This window comes from Lamprobacter modestohalophilus (assembly GCF_016583905.1).
GTDB classification, from domain to species: domain Bacteria; phylum Pseudomonadota; class Gammaproteobacteria; order Chromatiales; family Chromatiaceae; genus Lamprobacter; species Lamprobacter modestohalophilus.
Window position 1 is genome coordinate 35374 of record NZ_NRRY01000036.1, and the last position, 17228, is coordinate 52601.

Annotated in this window: 13 protein-coding genes; 8 read left to right on the forward strand and 5 right to left on the reverse strand. The window is 61.7% G+C overall.

Annotated elements, in window-relative coordinates; translation table 11 throughout:
- Nucleotides 1-136: 136 nt before the first annotated feature.
- From CKO42_RS18025 to CKO42_RS18035, 3 genes are all read left to right on the forward strand, one after another.
- Nucleotides 137-2014, forward strand: a complete 1878-nt coding sequence (locus tag CKO42_RS18025) for an alpha-amylase family glycosyl hydrolase (RefSeq protein ID WP_242479500.1) — start codon at nt 137-139, stop codon at nt 2012-2014.
- 118 nt (nt 2015-2132) lie between these two features.
- Nucleotides 2133-3905: an alpha/beta hydrolase gene (locus tag CKO42_RS18030; RefSeq protein WP_242479501.1), complete on the forward strand. Its 1773-nt coding sequence runs from the start codon at nt 2133-2135 to the stop codon at nt 3903-3905.
- Nucleotides 3906-4021: 116 nt separating this feature from the next.
- On the forward strand, nt 4022-4768 hold the full coding sequence (locus CKO42_RS18035; RefSeq protein ID WP_200247067.1) for a phosphodiesterase: 747 nt from the start codon (nt 4022-4024) through the stop codon (nt 4766-4768).
- A 21-nt stretch (nt 4769-4789) separates the two neighbouring features.
- Here CKO42_RS18035 and CKO42_RS18040 read toward each other — a convergent pair whose 3' ends face one another.
- The 3 genes from CKO42_RS18040 to CKO42_RS18050 all read right to left on the reverse strand — a co-directional run bounded on the left by CKO42_RS18040 (nt 4790) and on the right by CKO42_RS18050 (nt 7742).
- Nucleotides 4790-5092 carry an acylphosphatase gene (locus CKO42_RS18040; RefSeq protein WP_200247069.1) on the reverse strand — a complete coding sequence of 101 codons (303 nt, stop codon included), beginning with the start codon at nt 5090-5092 and terminating at the stop codon, nt 4790-4792.
- Between the two features lie 43 nt (nt 5093-5135).
- Complete coding sequence (locus CKO42_RS18045) at nt 5136-5756, reverse strand: thioredoxin family protein (RefSeq protein ID WP_200247096.1); 621 nt, start codon at nt 5754-5756, stop codon at nt 5136-5138.
- Between the two features lie 135 nt (nt 5757-5891).
- Nucleotides 5892-7742 (reverse strand): ribonuclease catalytic domain-containing protein, encoded by a 1851-nt coding sequence (locus CKO42_RS18050; RefSeq protein ID WP_200247071.1) that lies wholly within the window; start codon nt 7740-7742, stop codon nt 5892-5894.
- Between the two features lie 256 nt (nt 7743-7998).
- Between CKO42_RS18050 and ygfZ the strand changes: the two genes are divergently transcribed.
- From ygfZ to CKO42_RS18075, 5 genes are all read left to right on the forward strand, one after another.
- Entirely contained in the window at nt 7999-9042 is a 1044-nt protein-coding gene (gene ygfZ / locus CKO42_RS18055) for a CAF17-like 4Fe-4S cluster assembly/insertion protein YgfZ (protein WP_200247073.1), read from the forward strand.
- 192 nt (nt 9043-9234) lie between these two features.
- Nucleotides 9235-9957 carry a bifunctional 2-polyprenyl-6-hydroxyphenol methylase/3-demethylubiquinol 3-O-methyltransferase UbiG gene (ubiG, locus tag CKO42_RS18060; protein ID WP_200247075.1) on the forward strand — a complete coding sequence of 241 codons (723 nt, stop codon included), beginning with the start codon at nt 9235-9237 and terminating at the stop codon, nt 9955-9957.
- 7 nt (nt 9958-9964) lie between these two features.
- On the forward strand, nt 9965-10666 hold the full coding sequence (locus tag CKO42_RS18065) for an HAD family hydrolase (RefSeq protein ID WP_200247077.1): 702 nt from the start codon (nt 9965-9967) through the stop codon (nt 10664-10666).
- Between the two features lie 225 nt (nt 10667-10891).
- The gene (locus tag CKO42_RS18070; protein ID WP_200247079.1) at nt 10892-11890 is read left to right on the forward strand and encodes a squalene/phytoene synthase family protein; all 999 of its coding nucleotides are present in this window, start codon (nt 10892-10894) and stop codon (nt 11888-11890) included.
- A 139-nt stretch (nt 11891-12029) separates the two neighbouring features.
- Complete coding sequence (locus CKO42_RS18075) at nt 12030-13580, forward strand: ATP-binding protein (RefSeq protein ID WP_200247081.1); 1551 nt, start codon at nt 12030-12032, stop codon at nt 13578-13580.
- Nucleotides 13581-13630: 50 nt separating this feature from the next.
- On the opposite strand, the gene CKO42_RS18080 is transcribed toward CKO42_RS18075, so the two are convergent.
- Nucleotides 13631-15046, reverse strand: coding sequence for a tetratricopeptide repeat protein (locus CKO42_RS18080; RefSeq protein WP_200247083.1), 1416 nt, complete (start codon nt 15044-15046; stop codon nt 13631-13633).
- 1 nt (nt 15047) lies between these two features.
- Nucleotides 15048-17228 (reverse strand): ATP-dependent DNA helicase (locus CKO42_RS18085; protein ID WP_200247085.1); only part of this gene is annotated, 2181 nt, incomplete at its 5' end.

Consider the following 17228-nt stretch of genomic DNA (forward strand, 5'->3'; position numbering starts at 1 on the left):
TCAGACGGTGATCAATTCATCATCGGCCAATCTCGAGCAATCATCGGGCATTGCCCGAGCAGCGAGGTATGCCAGGGCTTAAACTGGGCCTCATCACCGCCACCCGTCTATGCATCGACCAGAGCGACCACGCCTCATGCCCGATCTCAGCCCCCATGTTCAACCGCCGCCCTCCCAGTCTCCAGCCGCAGAGCCCCGCCCAGTCGCCGAACGCACCGATTTCCGCGAGGAGACCATCTATTTCCTGCTCACCGCCCGCTTCTACGACGGTGATCCCTCGAACAACTTCTTCTGCCGCGATCGCATCCGCTTCGATGATCAGGGCAACGCCATCGACCCACACTGGCGCGGCGACTTCAAGGGCCTGATCCAGAAGCTCGACTACATCCGCGACCTCGGCTTCAGCGCGATCTGGATCACGCCACCGGTGGAGAACCGCTCCGGGCTCGACTATCACGGCTACCATCCCTACGACTGGACCCGCATCGATCCACGGCTAGAGTCGCCCGACGCCACCTATCAGGATCTAATCGACGCCGCGCATGCCAAGGGCCTCAAGATCATCCAAGACGTGGTGGTCAACCATTCCTGCCAGTACGGCATTCGCGGTCAGGTCCATATCGACCATCTGCCGATCAAATACTATGTGCCGCAGGGCTCGGAGCCGGGCCGGGTTGATCATGGCCCCTACCAAGGCAACCTGGGCAACTACGCCTGGCCCAACCGCGATGACATCGACAATCCCGTCGCGCCCGACTGGTATCGCGAGCGCCATAACCGCGATCCCGAGGGCCTCGAGCCGCTAGTCGACCCCCAGACCGGCGAGACGGTACCCAAGCCCGGCTACAACCCCGGGCGCTTCTTCGGCATCGACGCCCAAAACCTAGACCCAAACTGGTACCACCAAGACGGCTTCATCTGCGGCGGCGACTGGGAGAGCGCCCATCCGCTGCAGCAGAAGCATCTGGCCGGCGACTGCATCGACCTCGCCACCGAGCGCCAGAACGTCAAGGACTACCTGATCGGCGCCATCAATCGCTATCTCGACATGGGCGTCGATGCGCTGCGCATCGATACCGTCAAGCACGTCGAGCGCGACAACCTGCTCGAGTACGTCCATGCCTGGAAGGCGCACAAGCCCGGCCTCTTCGTCTTCGGCGAGAACCTGGTCAAGGGCTATGGCTGGGGCGACCTCGGCGGCGGCGATAATGGTCCGAGCGAGATCCGACCCTGGTGGTATACCCGCCTCGGCCATGATCCGCGCGATCCCAACAGCGGCGGCGATTCCGGCTTCCCACAGCTCGACTTCGGCCTGTTCTCGACCTTCCGCGACACGGTCAGCAAGGGCACCTTTGGCGGCACCGCGCAGGTGCTGTCGATGGATTGGATCTACGGTGACGCGACCAGCCTGGTCACCTTCCTGCAGAACCACGACGTCGGCCCCGACAACGACTTCAAGTACCGGTTCAGGGGCGAGGACTGGATGGCGGCTGCGACCTACAACCTGCTCTGGACCGCGCGCGGCATCCCCTGCCTCTACTACGGCGAGGAGATCGCCTTCATGCGCGGCGCGCCACAGGATGTCGAGGGTGAGAAGGACACGCTGGAGAGCACCGGACGCGCCTACTTTGGCGACCATCTTGAGGACGATCGCATCGCCGAGACCCAGTCACACCCGCTCTATCGCCACATCCAGCGGCTGAATCTGATCCGCCGCTCGATTCCCGCGCTGCAAAAAGCCCAGATGACGCAGGTGAACGAATGGGGCAGCGGCATGAGCTTCGTCCGCGATCTCTCCGCCGAGGGCTCTTATGCAGTCGTCGGACTTGCCATCGGCAGCGACCAGCAGGTCGAGATCGGCGGTATCCGCCCCGGCCTCTACCGCGATGCGGTCAGCGGCGCCGAGCAGCACAGCGATGGTCATCTCAGCTTCCCGGTCAAAGGCAGTTCGGCGGGCATCTGGGTGCTGGATGGCCCCGGCCAGATTGGCGAGGATGGGCCGTATCTGCACTGAGCTGCGGCTGCACGCGGATGGGCAGCGATCCTCGCCCTGTTGATCTCCGTCTGTCGGTGTTGATCTGTGGTTCTGTCTTTGGAGAGCGGGTATGAGGTTTCCGAGAGCATCCGACATCATGAGCGCACGCCTGACAACCTCGCCGCAGCAACGCCCGCGCTGGCGCCTGATCGACGCACTGATCGCCGGCGTGGCGCTGACCCTGATGCTGATCGGCCTCCTCTGGCTGATGACCACGGATCAAGGCCTGATCGACCTTGAGGTGAGGCTCGAACAGGCGCCGGTGACGGTCTACCGAACCAACGACCTCAGCCCGGCGCCGGTGGTGGTGATCGCCCATGGCTTCTCCGGCTCGCGGCAGATGATGGAGCCCTTTGCCCGCACCTTGGCGCATAATGGCTATATCGCCGTCAGCTTCGATTTCCCCGGCCATGGCGCGAATCCGCGGCCGCTGGAGGGCAAGATCGGCGATCAGCAGCGCGTCCAAGTCCTGCTGGATGCGCTTTCGGCGGTCGTCGACTATGCCAGCGCGTTGCCGCAGTACGATGGCCGGCTCGCGCTGCTAGGCCATTCCATGGCCGGCGATATCGCCGTGCGCTATGCCGACCTGAACGGCGATCTCAGCCCAGCAAGCCGGCTCGATCAGCCCGCGACTGGCACTGAGGCGATCGGTCATCGGCCTGGCTACCCTGACACCAGTGTCAGCGCCGATGGCGATGTCAGCGCGGATGCCGAGGCTGACGCCAACCTGAGCACTGGTTCCGAAGCCAGTGCGAATCCTGCCGGACCTGCCGGACCTGCCGCCGAACTCGACGCCATCGTCGCGATCTCCCCCTATTTGTCCCAAGACCTTGGCGAGCACAGACCCGGCCGCACCCCGGATAATCTGCTGTTCATCTATGGCGAATGGGAGCCGCAGATGATTCTGGATCAAGGCCGCGACGCGGTTGCGGCCGTCGCCGATCGCCCCAGCAGCGAGATCGAGCCCAACATCACCTACGGCGATCTCGACCTCGGCAACGCGCGCCGGCTGGTCGTCGCCGAGAATGTCGAGCACATTGGTGTGCTCTATAGCGCCTCCGCGCTCGAAGCGGCCCTCGACTGGCTCAACCAGGTCTTCGACCACCAGGACAGTGGCTGGATCGACGCCCGCGGCGCCTGGCTCGGGCTCTACTTCCTTGGCGTCATCCTGCTCGCCTGGCCACTCTCGCGCCTGCTGCCGCAGGTGAGTAGCGAGCCACTTGGTGCCGGCCTCGATTGGCGCCGGCTGCTCCCGGCCGCGCTGCTGCCCGCCCTGCTGACACCGCTCATCCTGCGCCCCTTCCCGAGCGATTTCCTGTCGATCGCCATCGCCGACTACATCGCCCTGCATTTTGCCGTCTATGCACTGCTCACCGGGCTAATGCTGCTGTTGATCCGACCACGCCGCAGCGAGCACTCTGGCGCGCACATCTCCGTCTCAGGCTTCATGCTAGCGCTGCTCGCGGTGATCGCCTATCAGACCCTCAGCATCGCACTGCCAACCGACCTCTACGTCGCCGCCTTCCTGCCCGATCCACACCGGTTCGGCATCTTGGCGGTGCTCCTCGTCGCAACCACGGCCTGGTTTGTCGCCGACGAATGGCTGACCCGCGGCCGCGGGGCCTTCGCCGGTGGCTATGCGCTCACCAAGATCATGTTCCTGGTCTCGCTCATCCTGGCCGTGGTGCTGAACCTCGAGGAGTTGTTCTTCCTCGTCATCATCATCCCCGCCATCCTGATCCTATTCGTCGTGTTCGGTCTGTTCAGCAGTTGGATCTATCGCCGCACCGGGCATCCGCTGCTGGCCGCACTCGCCAATGCTTTGGCATTTGCGATTGCCATCACATCAAGCTTCCCGATTGCAGACTAAGATGCTTGAGTTTAAGCCCGGCTCCGATGGAGCTTGTCATCGCCGGACATCGCATCAGGTGTCACACCCTGACCCATTGATGCCGATCTCGGCCGTTCAGCGAAGGATCTTCCTCGATGGCCCAGCGCATCCTCCAGTTTACCGATCTCCATCTCTACGCCGACCCAAAACGTCAACTGCTCGGCGAATGCACTCGCGATCGCTTCGAGGAGGTGCTGGCGCTGGCACAGGCCACAGATTGGCCGCCGGACGCGATCCTGTTCACTGGCGATCTGGTGCACGACGAACGGCCTGAAGCTTACCGCTATCTCCGTCAGCGCATCGAGAGCCTCGGCTGCCCCTGTTATTGCATCCCTGGCAACCACGACCGTGCCGATCTCCTCGCCGCAGAGGTCGAGCCGGGCTCTGATCGAGACTGTCGCGTCGAACGTCTTGGCGCCTGGGATCTCATCCTGCTCGACTCGACGCGACCGGGCTCCGAAGCGGGACAGCTGCAACCGAGAACCCTCTCGGCGCTCGAGCAACACCTACAATCGGCTCATCAGCGCCCGGCGCTGGTCGCCCTCCACCATCAGCCGATCCCCATTGGCAGCCGCTGGCTCGACACCATGCAGGTTGAGAACGGTCAGGACCTGATCACCCTTGCCGAGCGATACCAGCAGCTGAAGGTGATCCTCTGGGGGCATGTCCATCAGGCCTTCGATCGCCAGCTGGATCAGGTTCGCCTCCTCGCCACACCCTCTACCTGCTCACAATTCACGCCGGGCAGCGATGATTTTGCCCAAGACAGCCTGCTACCCGGTTATCGGTGGCTCGAGCTAGCGTCGGATGGGAGCCTGCGCACTGGAATCGAACGCCTCTGAGTCTTTTGAGCATTTCCCGCATCAACGCGTCGAAAAGTCGCTCAGCGGTCGATAGTCTTGCGTCTCGCAGGCCACAGCGGACACCTCCGCCGCCGCCGGGCCGCGGTGCAGCCAGCTCTTGAAGGTGTCGAGCGCAGCGGAGTCGCCGCAGGCGAGCACCTCGACGCGCCCATCGGGCAGGTTGCGGGCGTAGCCGGTGATGCCGAGCGCTTGCGCCTCGTGGGCTGCGGATGCACGAAAAAAGACGCCTTGCACTCGACCACTGACGAAGCAGCGGATGCAGCGCGCGCCGGCCCATCCGGAGCGTTGCTGGGAATCGGTCATCGAGCCCTCCTCTGGGCACGCTCAGATAGACGTTTTCGCTGAACTATTCCGAGATCACGGGAGAGAGCGCGGCCTGCTGGTCAGCGTCGCGCTTGGCACGCTTGTATTTGGTGAAGGTGGTTTCTTTGTAGGCACCTTCGACGACGTACTGACCCAGTAGCATGAACTCTTCGCTATCGCGAGTGGCTCCTGTGTAGCGAGCAACCATGTTGCCATCGAGGTCGAAGAAGGCAAACACCGGCGTTGCACGCACCCGAAACTGCTTCAGCGCGAAGTCCTTTTGGATATCAGGATTGCCCGCGAAATCCACCACCTCGATATCGCCCTCGACATCCACCGGAAAGATCAGAAAGTGCTCGCGGAAGTAGTCTTGCACCGCGGGCTGGTTGAGTACTGTGGTCTTCATGCGATGGCAGAACGGGCATTCGTCCATCTCGAACATCAACAGAACCCCGTTCTTGCCCTCGTCGCGCGCGGTCTCGAGCTCTTCGCTGAAATCACCAAAGGTCTGGTTGAAGAAGTACTGGCCCGGATCGCGCCCGGGATCAGCCGCGAGCGCTGGTCCACTGAGGACGACCAAGAGCAGCACCAGTAGGCGCAGGAGTGGCGAAGAGGTCGGCGAAAAGATCGGCGAAGAGGTCGGCGCAGGGATCAGGTCAGGCATCAGAAACATTGATGATTCCTCTCGGGGTTGTCGTGAGGTGCGAGCGCAGGCCACTCAGGCTGCAGCAGTGCCCGCCTTACGTTCAGGCGATTTGTGAGAACACATGGGTAGCGATACGTTGTTTCCATCTGTCGCTTAGCCCAGCAGCCGAAATTGGCACTCGGCCTGGGCCAGATCGACCTCGGCCAGCGCCAGCGGCACACATTGGTCCAGCGCCAGCCCCTGCTTGGCTCGGATGCGCGTCTCGAGCGCAAGTTCCGGAATCAGTAGCACCGCCTTGCGCTCCTGTAGCTCGACCACCACGCCCTCGCCTTTCCACTGTGGCTGCTGCTTCAGATGCACCAGCTTCCAGTGCAGGTTGGATTGTCGCTCGGCGCGGCGCACGGTGATCCCGCCCTGATCGGCCTCACCGGCGCGCTGGCTCACCTGCTCGGCGCTCAGCGGCTCGCTGCCGCGCAGATGCTGACGCAGCTGTTGATGAACCAGCAGATCGCCGTAACGGCGCAGCGGGCTGGTGGCGCGAGTGTAGGCGTCGAGCCCGAGCCCGAAGTGGCGCCCCGGCTCGCCGACGACGGTGCGGCTCGGCTTGAACAGGCGCCGATAGGCGTACATTCCGGCCATGCTGCTCGGCTGGTCGATCCGCTCCGGGGTCGGCTGGGTCGCATAAGGGATCGGCAGCTCACGCGCCTGAGCGTAGCGGGCCGCCGCCTCGCCCGCCATCAGCATCAGCTCGGTGACCATCGAGCGCGAGCCGGTGCGCTCGATCGGGCGGATCAAGACCTCATCCTCGTGCAGCCGCACACTGACCTCGGGCAGATCGATCTCGGCCGCGCCTTGGGCGAAGCGACGCTGGCGGTAGCGATCGGCGATCTGCGCCAGATCAGCCAGCGGCGCCTGATCGAGCCGGCGGTCAGCCTCGGCATAACTCAGCCGCTGCACCTGCACCAGGCTTGGCTGGATCTCGATCTCGCTGATCTCACCCTGCGCATCCAACCGTAGACCGAATGAGAGCGCCGGCGACTGGGCCTGCAACCCAAGCCCAAGCTGCTCGGTGATGGCCATGGGCAGCATGTGGATGATGCCCTCTGGAAGATAGAGGTTGGCGCCGCGCGCCCTGGCCTCGCGATCGAGCTCGGAATCTGGCTGCACCAAGGCGGCGACATCGGCGACATGTACCCAGACTCGATCGCCATCCAAGCTGATGGCATCGTCCGGATCTTGATTGCCTTCGTCATCGATGGCGAAGGCCGGCAGATGCGTCAGGTCGAGTCGTTCCGGCTCGCCGGTGATCGCTGTCGCCGAAGCTAGGCCCGGGATCGGCAGCTCCGGATTGCACAGCGCCGCCCCGACGCGCGTTGGATAGGGATTGTGCGTCGCCGGCCAATAGCCCACCGAAACCAGCAGCCGATAGGCAGCGATCGGTGTCTCCTCATAATTCAACGCCTTGAGGATACGGCTGTGCTCGCCTTGCAGGTTTGCCAGCCGCTCGACCTCGCCGAGTGCGTCTCGGTCCTCAGGCTCGATCCGCCCCTGGCGCAAACGCTCCAGCATTGCTGCCCAGGCTTGATCGGCCTTGGCCTTGGCCTCGCGCTCGGCGCGATCGCGCTCGATCAACTCGCCGGCACGCGGCCTTAACGCATCCGCCGTGCCTTCGAACCAAAGTCCTTCGCTGAGTCGCTCCCAAGCGCCCCAGGCAGCGCCCGGGCTATGCTCGCCGTACAGCAGCTCCGCCAGCTCTTTGAGATCGGTCTCGGTACCCTCGAGCAGCTCCCAGGCCTCTTGCGGGTGGACCTCGGGTGGACGCAGCTCGGCGAGACTGGCCACCGGCCCGGGATGCAACGAGAGGATGTCCTTCGGCCGCACACGCTTGGTCTGTCCGCCTTCAATCTCGATCTCGATCTTCTCCGCCGCGGCCAGCACCCGCGCCGGTCGGCTCTTGTAAACGACCAGGCTGCCGGTTCGGGGAATGGCTTGATGGGAAGGCAATGCGTTGTTATCTCCAGTACAGGGCAGTCAGTAAGGGCGTTCATCTGGGCCAAGATGGCGCAGGATTGGCATGCAGCCTAACCGGCCACTATATCAGCTGTGCTGAATCAGCTGTGCGCAATCAGCGGTGCTCAGGCAGTGGCCCGATCCGCTATCATCGCGGCTTCGCTGCAAGCCATCGATCCGGCACACTGCCCCCCAGACCCACGCTCCGGCGGGCTCACTCGCTAGGCCGGACATCGCACGAGATCTTACTATGAACACTGACTGGCAAGCCTTTCTCGACTCACAAGGCGGTCGCATCGGCGATGACGGCGCTGCGCACTTCGACAGCGCGCCTGCCGAGCCCGCCTGCGCCGTTGTCGACCTTTCGCATCTCGGGCTCATCGCCGTGAGCGGCCCGGAGGCGCAAGACTTCCTCCAAGGCCAGCTGAGCAATGATCTGCGCGAGCTGACCGCAACCCACACCCAGCTCAGCAGTCATTGCAGCCCCAAGGGCCGGATGCTCGCCAACTTTCGCGTCCTGCGCTTCGACGAGCGCTTTTTGCTGATCTTGCCGCGGGCACAGCTGGAGACCTTGCTGAAGCGCCTGCGCATGTTCCTGCTACGCGCGAAAGCCACGATTGAGGATGCCAGCGACGCCCTTGTCTGCATGGGACTCGTTGGCGATTGTGCCAACGCGTCGCTGACCCACGCCTTCGGCAGCCTGCCTGAAGCGCTGAACGCGATGGTCCGCGCCGGCGACACTGCCTTGATTCGAATCCCCGATCCGAGCCCACGCTATCTGTTGATCGGTCCAGCAGAATCCGCCCGCGCAGCCTGGGAAGCCGCCTGCGCGGCTGGCGCCGAACCGGCAAACCCTGATCTCTGGGCCTTACGTGACATCCGCGCCGGCATCCCGACTGTTCTGCCCGAGACCAGCGATAGCTTCGTCCCACAGATGGCGAATATGCAGCTCATCGATGGCGTCAGCTTCCACAAAGGCTGCTACACCGGCCAAGAGGTGGTCGCACGGATGCAGTATCTGGGCAAGCTCAAGCGGCGGATGTATGTCGCCCAGGCAACGCTGGACGCTGACGCCGAGCCGCCCCTGCCCGGCACGCTGCTCAGCGCGGCCAGCAGCACCTCAGAACAGGCCCCAGGCCGGGTCGTCGACGCCCGCGCAACCGGCCCGGGACAGTGGGAGATGCTGGTCGTCGCCGAGATCAGCGCCGCTGAAGACGGCGAGCTGCGTCTTGGCGACAGTGGTCCCCTGCTCAAACTCAGCCCACCGCCGTATGGCTTTCCAGCGGAGAATTGATTGCCCTCAAGCTCAGTCAGTGCCCGATCAAGTCGCGCCCAGTGGGACGCCAAGGCGACGTCGCCATTACCCTCAACGTGAAACGATCGCCTGATCTTACCGACTTGCCCGGCCAACCGAAAATTGCTCACCGCGCTCGGTTACACTATTACAAACCGCCGCTGACGGCGCTAGTCACTCATCATGGACCCTATGACTGAAACCCTACACAACGTCGATCACGCCGAGGTGAGCAAGTTCGAGGCCCTCGCCTCGCGCTGGTGGGACCCGGAAAGCGAGTTCAAACCACTGCACGAGATCAATCCGCTCCGGCTCGGCTATGTGCAAAGCCGGGTCGCGCTCGACGGCCGCGAGGTGCTCGACGTCGGCTGCGGCGGCGGCATCCTCTCCGAGGCGATGGCGCTGGCCGGGGCCAAGGTCACCGGCATCGACATGGGTGAAGAGCCACTCAAGGTCGCCGAGCTGCACACCCTGGAGACCGGCGTCGAGGTCGATTACCGCCAAATGCCGGTCGAGCAGCTCGCCGCCGAGCGTCCGGCCAGCTTCGATGTGGTCACCTGCATGGAGATGCTCGAGCATGTGCCCGATCCTAGCTCGGTGATCGACGCCTGCGCCCAGCTGGTCCGCCCCGGCGGCTTCGTCTTCTTCTCGACCCTGAACCGCAACCCGAAGAGCTATCTGTTCGCGATCATCGGCGCCGAGTACGTGCTGAACCTGCTGCCGCGCGGCACCCATGATTTTGCCCGTTTCATCCGCCCCTCCGAGCTCGATCAATGGGTGCGGGCCACGCCGTTGCGTACCACCGACATCACCGGGCTGAGCTACAACCCAGTCACGCGCCACTATCGGCTGTCGAAGGATATCGACGTCAACTACCTGGTGTGCTGTCAGATGCCGCGCGGCACTGATGCCTGAGGCGCCTATGCCTGAATTGACGTCGCCCCAGGCGGTGCTGTTCGACCTCGACGGCACCTTCGCCGATACCGCACCGGACATGGCCGCGGCGCTGAACCGGCTGCTGGCGCGCTACGACCGGCCAGCAGTGCCGCTCGAGCAGGCGCGTTGTCATGTCTCCTCAGGCTCACGCGGGATGCTGGCGGTGGGCTTCGGGCTGATGCCGGGCGATCCCGACTATGAGCCGTTGCGCACCGAGTATCTGGACCTCTACGCGGCCGATATCCACTGCGACACCTGCCTCTTCCCCGGGATCAGCGATCTGGTCGAGGCACTGAACGACCGCGGGATCTGCTGGGGCATCGTCACCAATAAACCGGGCTGGCTGACCGATCCATTGCTCGAGGCGATGGTGTTGCCGATCCAACCCGCCTGCGTGGTGAGCGGTGATACGGCCCCACGCGCCAAGCCGCATCCTGATCCGCTGTTCCATGCCTGTGGCATGATCGACCGCGACCCGCTGGCGTGCTGGTATGTCGGGGATGATCATCGCGACATCCTCGCCGGTCGCGCGGCAGGCATGCGCACCCTTGCGGCGCTCTATGGCTATCTCGGCGTCGAGCTGCATCCGCGCGACTGGGGTGCCGATGGGCTGCTCGAGCATCCGCTCGAGGTGCTGCGCTTTCTCGACGTCGATGTACCAAGCGGCGTCTCAGCCGCCGCGACCTGAGCCCGAGCCGATGCCGATCCAGTCCCCAAGACCAGCCCCAAGGCCAGCGTCGTACTCTGAGCCAGCGTCACACCTTGAGCCAGCGTCACGCCTTGGGCCAGCGTCGCAATCTATCGCTCATGGCGCGGTCCCAGACTGCAAAATGAATCGTCTGAGATTCAGGTTAAAGCAGCGTCGCACTCTCAGCCAGTGTCCTACCCTGGACCAGCGTCCCAGGCTAAGCTGATGTCGGCGGCCAACAGGGGTCATCAAGCCGGAGCGAAGAGCGCAGATCAGGCTCCAAACGCCGCCAGCCTCGAATGGGGCTTTCCGAATCGCGCCACCCCAGCCGGCTCCAGTGCCTACTACGCTGTGCGCATGAGCACGGCCCCGCATCGGAATGCGCTCGCGGCGTTGTTCGCCTTGCGCGCCGAGCTGCAAGCGATCCCCGATCAGGTCAGCGACCCCGGCATTGCCCAGATCAAGCTCGATTGGTGGCGCAGCGAGATCGATCGCCTCTTTGCCGGCGAGCCACGGCATCCGCTGAGCGAGCGCCTAGCCCCGGTCGTCGCCCAGCACCCTCTTCCGCAACCCGCCTTCATCGACCTGATCGAGGGGGTCGATCGTGTTCTGCGCGCGCACCGCCATCCTGACCAGCAGGCGCAGCGCCAAAGCGACGAGCAAGACCTCGGTGCCCTGTTCGAGCTCATCGCCCGCTGCGAAGGCACTGACGCCGACGACCAAGGCCAGCTCACAACAGCACGGCGCGCGGGCGGCTGGTGTGCCCAGGTGCGGCGCATCCGCGACGCTGGTCTCTTGCTGCGCCGCGGTCGCGAGGTGCTACCGGCCGACCAGCTCGCCGCGGCCAGACTCAGCCATGAGCAGCTCGCCAGCGCCGACGGCCGCCAACGCCTGCCCGAGCTATTAAGACCGATCGGCGAGCAATTGCACGCAGCGGCACCTGACCGGGCCAAGCGCGAGCGCCATCCCGAGCAGACTCAAGCCGGCCAAGACACAGTCGGCCAAGCCACAACAGCCAGTCAACCCAAGCGCCGCCAGCGATGGGACGCCTTTAAGGCCCACAAATCAGGCCAAACGCTCTCCAGGCTAACACCCGCCATTCGAGTTCAACTGCGCTTGCACCAAGATCTGCTCAGCGTCCTTGAACGCAGCGGCTTCGACGTCGCCGATCAACGCATCGGCCTCACCCCGCTGCGCAAATTCTGGCTCGCTTGGCGAGCTTGAATCGCTTAGTTAATCGCGTAGTCAAGACGACTGTTGAGCACCTGGGCAGGCTGCAAAGAGGCGAAGCGAATCTCGCCAGTAGCGACGATCAAGATTGACTGTATTGCTGCGCAGCCAGCCCGCCCTCGGACGTTTCCCCATGCTCCGTAAACACCTCCCCATCGGCATCCAGACCTTCAGCAAGATCCGTGAAGACGACTACTACTATGTCGATAAGACCGGCTTTGCGCTGCAGCTGATCGAGGAGGGCACGCACTACTTTCTCTCGCGCCCGCGGCGTTTCGGCAAGAGCCTGTTCCTGGACACGCTCGGCGAGTTGTTCAGCGGCAATCAGGCGCTGTTCGAGGGGCTTCAGGCGCATCATCGTTGGGATTGGTCAAGGCGCTTCCCGGTGATCCGGCTCAGCTTCGGCGGCGGGATCGTCCAAAGCCGTGCCGAGCTCGATCGGCGCATCCTGGCGCTGCTGCGCAACAATCAGCAGGCGCTCAGCCTCGCTTGCACTGATGGCGCCGATGTTGCGGGATGTTTCGAGGAACTGATCCGCAGCGCCCACGCCAAAACCGGCAAGCGCGTGGTGGTGCTGATCGACGAGTACGACAAGCCCATTCTCGACAACCTGCGTGATCCCAACATTGCACGCGCGATGCGCGATGGGCTGCGTAATCTCTACTCGGTGATCAAGGACTCCGACGCCCACATCCGCTTCGCCTTCCTCACCGGCGTATCCAAATTCAGCAAGGTCAGCCTGTTCTCCGGGTTGAACAACCTCAACGACATCACGGTCGATCCGCACTACTCAGCGCTCTGTGGCTACACCGAAGCGGACCTGGACAGGGTCTTCTCCCCCGAGCTGGAGGGTCTGGATCGCGGGCAGGTGCGCGCCTGGTACAACGGCTATAACTGGACCGGTGAGGCGGTCTACAACCCGTTCGATCTGCTACTGCTGTTCCAAAAACGCACATTCCGCCCCTGGTGGTTCGAGACCGGCTCGCCGAGCTTCCTGATCGAGACCCTGACCGAACGCCAGACCTGGCTACCGCTGCTCGGGCAGTTGGAGAGCGACGCCGCCCTACTCTCTGCCTTCGATGTCGACCACATGAGCACCGAGGCCCTGCTGTGGCAGACCGGCTATCTCACCATCGCTGAGGAGGAGCTTGTCAGCGGCACCTATTTCTACCGCTTGCGCTATCCAAACCAAGAGGTCTACCAGAGCCTCAACGGCGCCCTGCTCGAGGCCTGGACCGCGGCTGGCTCCGAGTCCGTGCGCCATCGCCGTTCGCTGTATCGGCTATTGATGGCCAACGACTTCCCCGGTCTTGAGCAGTTGTTCAGCGCCTTCTTCGCCAGCATCCCGCACGACTGGTACCGCAACAACCCGATTGCCCAGTACGAGGGCTACTACGCCAGCGTGTTCTACGCCTACTTTGCCAGCCTCGGCTTCGCGCTAACACCGGAGGAGTCCAGCAACGCCGGGCGGCTGGACATGGCGCTACGCTTCAACGGCAACCTCTACCTGTTCGAGTTCAAGGTCGTCGAGCTGGCGCCAGAAGGTCGCGCCCTACAACAGATCAAGGACCAGGGCTACGCTGACAAGTATCGCGCCGAAGGCCTGCCGATCCATCTCATCGGTGTGGAGTTCAGCCGTGAGCAGCGAACGGTGGTGGGCTTTGAGGTGGAATCGGTGCCATGAACGACACGGCTGGGCTTGGGTGCAAAATGAAAAGCATTTTGGACCCTGACTTACAGAAGCTCAACGCAGATCGCTTTCCAACTTGGGCGTCCCTGTTTATCCCTGCTAATCACAGCACGACTCGAGACCTTGCTGCCTACTGCTCCACTGAGCGGACTCGCAAGTCCTGGATGCACAAAGACACGTCGACCAGCATTGGTGACAACGAACGCGAAGGCTTGCCCCGGTCGCTGTGAAAGTTCACCCTCAAATGTCTCATACACACAGGGGATTGCGGTCTTCTCCGATGGCCGGACGCTGACGGGTCGCTTTTCGCCCTCTATAAAACCGACCTCGACGCAAGTGCCTACAGTCAATTTAGATACGGCCTGCATCGTCCGATAGAGCAAGACCACCCCATCGTCAGCATCAAAGGCAACATGGGCTAATGCTTTGTCGATGTTCTGATGGTCGATCACACCAAGCCGATGGACGACGTCGCTCGCATCGGCACCAAAGAGCAGCGACTCTGCCTCCGCAGCAACGTCCGGCTCTTTGCTCGCGTTCGGCAACTTACCGTAGCGCTGGAACCAGTCTGAATTCACCATCTGTGACAGGTGTAGCGGCATTTTATAGCCGTGCTGCTCACGACACTGCTTAGCCGCCTGTACTTGTAGAACAGCCTCTGCGTAACGCTCAGATTTCGTCAATAGAACTGCCAGCCGAACGCGCGTCTTAAGCACTTCGACATCATTCCGCGCGACCTGAAGGGCGCGAAAGTAGCACATGATCGCCCTATCAGTGTTGTCTTGCTCCCAGGTCTGCCCGAAGAGAGACCAAGCCCAACTTGCCCGTCGTTGCCGACGTAGAACCGGCAACAGGTGCTTACGGGCTTCCTCTGTATTACCCTGTTCCGTCAGAAGCTTGCTCTTGAAATAGTGCAGCCATTGGTCATCGGGATGGGATTGAAGGGCGCTGTCCAACAGTTCGGTACCCCAAGCGACCAAATCTGAACGTTGCTCGCCTTGATCTGCGCTGATGAGTCGCGCAACCGCGTGTATCAGGCGCAACTCAAGGCTGGCGATGGTCTTGCCATCACTTGTCTCGAAAGACATGCGATCCTCCTGTCGGAGCAGAGAGGGATTCCACCACCAACGCGCAAACGCGAGGAAGTTTGGCCACTCCCTAGCAACTTTCAAAACCTGTGTCATTAACAGAGAGTGGAGCAGATCAGGAGCATTCGGTTTACCGCCTCGCGTGTACTGACGCAGCCATTCATCGAGATGCAAGACGAGGTCATCGCGCGATCTTTGACCAGCCGCGAAATCCGCCACATCTCGCTTAACAAGGGCGTAGAGCAGCCATCCCACTGCCCACTTCAAATCGGCGCTGGCTGGTATCTCAGCCCACAGGGGGCGGGCCACCGCAAGGGCTTCGTCCAACTGATCCGCTTTGCGCAGCGCCGAGATCTGCTGGGCAGCACGCATCTTATCCCTCCTCCATCAGCGCCTTCACCATGTCAAACAAACCCTGACTTTTTCCCGGGGCCCCCACTTCCTGCACAACGGTCCACTTGGGTGTACCGTCGTAACAGAAATCAAGCGTTCCATGCCGTGCCCCATCGCTGATTTCTATCCGCAACTTATATGGAAGAACTCTTTTCGAGAGGATACGAAGGCCAGCACCAGCGGTGCTCTTTTCGAGTCGATCGAAAAATGCCTTAATGAATGGGTTCGAAAGCGGCTCACTATCGGCCGTCTCGCCATGATGCAATACATGTTGCATCGCTTGGACAGCGGATTGAGCGAGGACCGTATCACCGGCCCAACAACCATCCGCCACAGTAATGGTAGAAACTCGCCCGGTTTTTTTGTACCGATATTGAACTCCAGCAACCTGCCCATTACATTTAATCTGGTACCGTTCACAATAAGAGAGATGATCGTGTCTCTCAATACTGATTCCCTGTGACTGCAGAGCGTCGCGTACCTGTCGGTGGTAATCGAAGAGCATAACTTGGCTCGACGAAAAAGAAAAACGATTCCAATCGGGATCGGCCGCTAGTTCCACCCTACGCTCTTGCTCATTCGTAGCCGACTCTTCGAGTGGTGCTAGCGTTTGCCATTGCATCTCAGAATAGGCATCGAATTCCGGAGCTCCGATCGTGACCAGTGTCTTTTTCGCACGCGTAATGGCCGTATAAGCCCACCGGAAGAAGTCCGCATTCTGCTTGCCGCCACTAAAATCGAAGTAAACCACCGCCGACTCCCACTCCCCTCCTTGGGCTTTGTGGCAGGTCATGGCATAACCGTATTTGACCTGCAGGGCGTTGAACCAGGGATCATCCTTGAGCGCCAAACTGAAGGCATTCGTGTTTCGTTTGAGATCCCGGTAACGTTTCTGAAACTCGACGAGCAGCGCCCGCTGCTCTTCGGGAGTCAAGGCCCCCTGCTTCGAATTGAGGAGGTTCTCAAGCAATAGACATTCCATCCGCTGCACAATGCCGCCGGAGTTTCTGTAGGCAACGGTCGCCTTACGGAAAGTCAATGTGATGGGGAAAGTCAGCCCTCGCGGCTGTACTGTTCTGCGGTCTGGCATACCCGAGACGTCCAGAACCTGGACGAGATCGCCATTAAAGAGATCACAGCGCGGGCTGTTTCGGTTAATCAGCAACCGATCCCCTGGTCTTAGGTCTGCATTTTCGTCGCCCCACAACCTTCCTCGAATTGCACGGTTCATCTCAGCCGCCTTGGCGTTGGTGTAAGTAATCAACACCCCATGTGGCCTACGCTCCTGATAGGCCCGTGCGATGCGGTCGATGCCCTGAACCACAGTTTCTTCTATGAGCGTCTCCCCAAATGGGCTGAGCCTGAAATGATTGAAGGACTTAGACTGAACGGCCTGACGAATTTCAGTGGCGCGTTCAAGGATCGCGCTACCAGTTTCTTGCCGATGGACATCGGTAAGTTCTAGATCGATGCAAGACAGCCCATACTCGGAACTTAAATGCTCGCTCGATAGTGCTGGAGAGGACGATTGTCTAACAGGTGGCAACTGCGCGGGATCTCCGACAAACAAGAGCTTCGCACCAATATCGCCGCACATACGCCCAAGACGGCCGATGCGCGTGTACTCGATTAGATCAGCAAGAAGACGCCCCGAACCAAACCGCAGCATATCCTGCTTGTCGGCCTGATCACCAACCATTGATGCCTCATCAACAACAAATAGCGTGCTACCTGGATCATCACCCTTCAGGTGGAAGCGCACGCGCATACCGGGATCGTTCTTCAATTTCGCTTCTTCAAAAACTTCTAGCTTCGCGAAGCTATAGATACGCTGATGAATCGTCGATGTATCGGCGCCGGTCTTGTCTCTAAGAATCCGTGCCGCGCGCCCAGTCGGAGCCAAGAAGGCATGTGGAAGACGCTCTGCCTTCAGCCACAGCGCAAGCGCCGCCAGAAGGGTTGTCTTGCCTGTGCCAGCACCACCTTTTAGTACTACTTTGTTATCTTGCTCTATGCATCTGATATTGTTATCATTTTTCCAGGCAGCTCGTAACAAATAGATTCTGGACGTCTCATGGTCAAAACCCAAAGCCTTGCACGGCAAGATCCCTTGCGCTCGCTGAAAGAGAATCTGGCGTTTCACATTGAAGAATACCACCAC

What these genes read in the sequence shown, in the direction of transcription:
- CKO42_RS18070 (WP_200247079.1), top strand. Translation starts at nt 10,892, where the DNA reads ATGTCGGCGGCCAACAGGGGTCATCAAGCCGGAGCGAAGAGCGCAGAT.
- CKO42_RS18025 (WP_242479500.1), top strand. Translation starts at nt 137, where the DNA reads ATGCCCGATCTCAGCCCCCATGTTCAACCGCCGCCCTCCCAGTCTCCA.
- CKO42_RS18030 (WP_242479501.1), top strand. Translation starts at nt 2,133, where the DNA reads ATGAGCGCACGCCTGACAACCTCGCCGCAGCAACGCCCGCGCTGGCGC.
- CKO42_RS18035 (WP_200247067.1), top strand. Translation starts at nt 4,022, where the DNA reads ATGGCCCAGCGCATCCTCCAGTTTACCGATCTCCATCTCTACGCCGAC.
- CKO42_RS18040 (WP_200247069.1), bottom strand. Translation starts at nt 5,092, where the DNA reads ATGACCGATTCCCAGCAACGCTCCGGATGGGCCGGCGCGCGCTGCATC.
- ubiG (WP_200247075.1), top strand. Translation starts at nt 9,235, where the DNA reads ATGACTGAAACCCTACACAACGTCGATCACGCCGAGGTGAGCAAGTTC.
- CKO42_RS18065 (WP_200247077.1), top strand. Translation starts at nt 9,965, where the DNA reads ATGCCTGAATTGACGTCGCCCCAGGCGGTGCTGTTCGACCTCGACGGC.
- ygfZ (WP_200247073.1), top strand. Translation starts at nt 7,999, where the DNA reads ATGAACACTGACTGGCAAGCCTTTCTCGACTCACAAGGCGGTCGCATC.
- CKO42_RS18045 (WP_200247096.1), bottom strand. Translation starts at nt 5,756, where the DNA reads ATGCCTGACCTGATCCCTGCGCCGACCTCTTCGCCGATCTTTTCGCCG.
- CKO42_RS18075 (WP_200247081.1), top strand. Translation starts at nt 12,030, where the DNA reads ATGCTCCGTAAACACCTCCCCATCGGCATCCAGACCTTCAGCAAGATC.
- CKO42_RS18080 (WP_200247083.1), bottom strand. Translation starts at nt 15,046, where the DNA reads ATGCGTGCTGCCCAGCAGATCTCGGCGCTGCGCAAAGCGGATCAGTTG.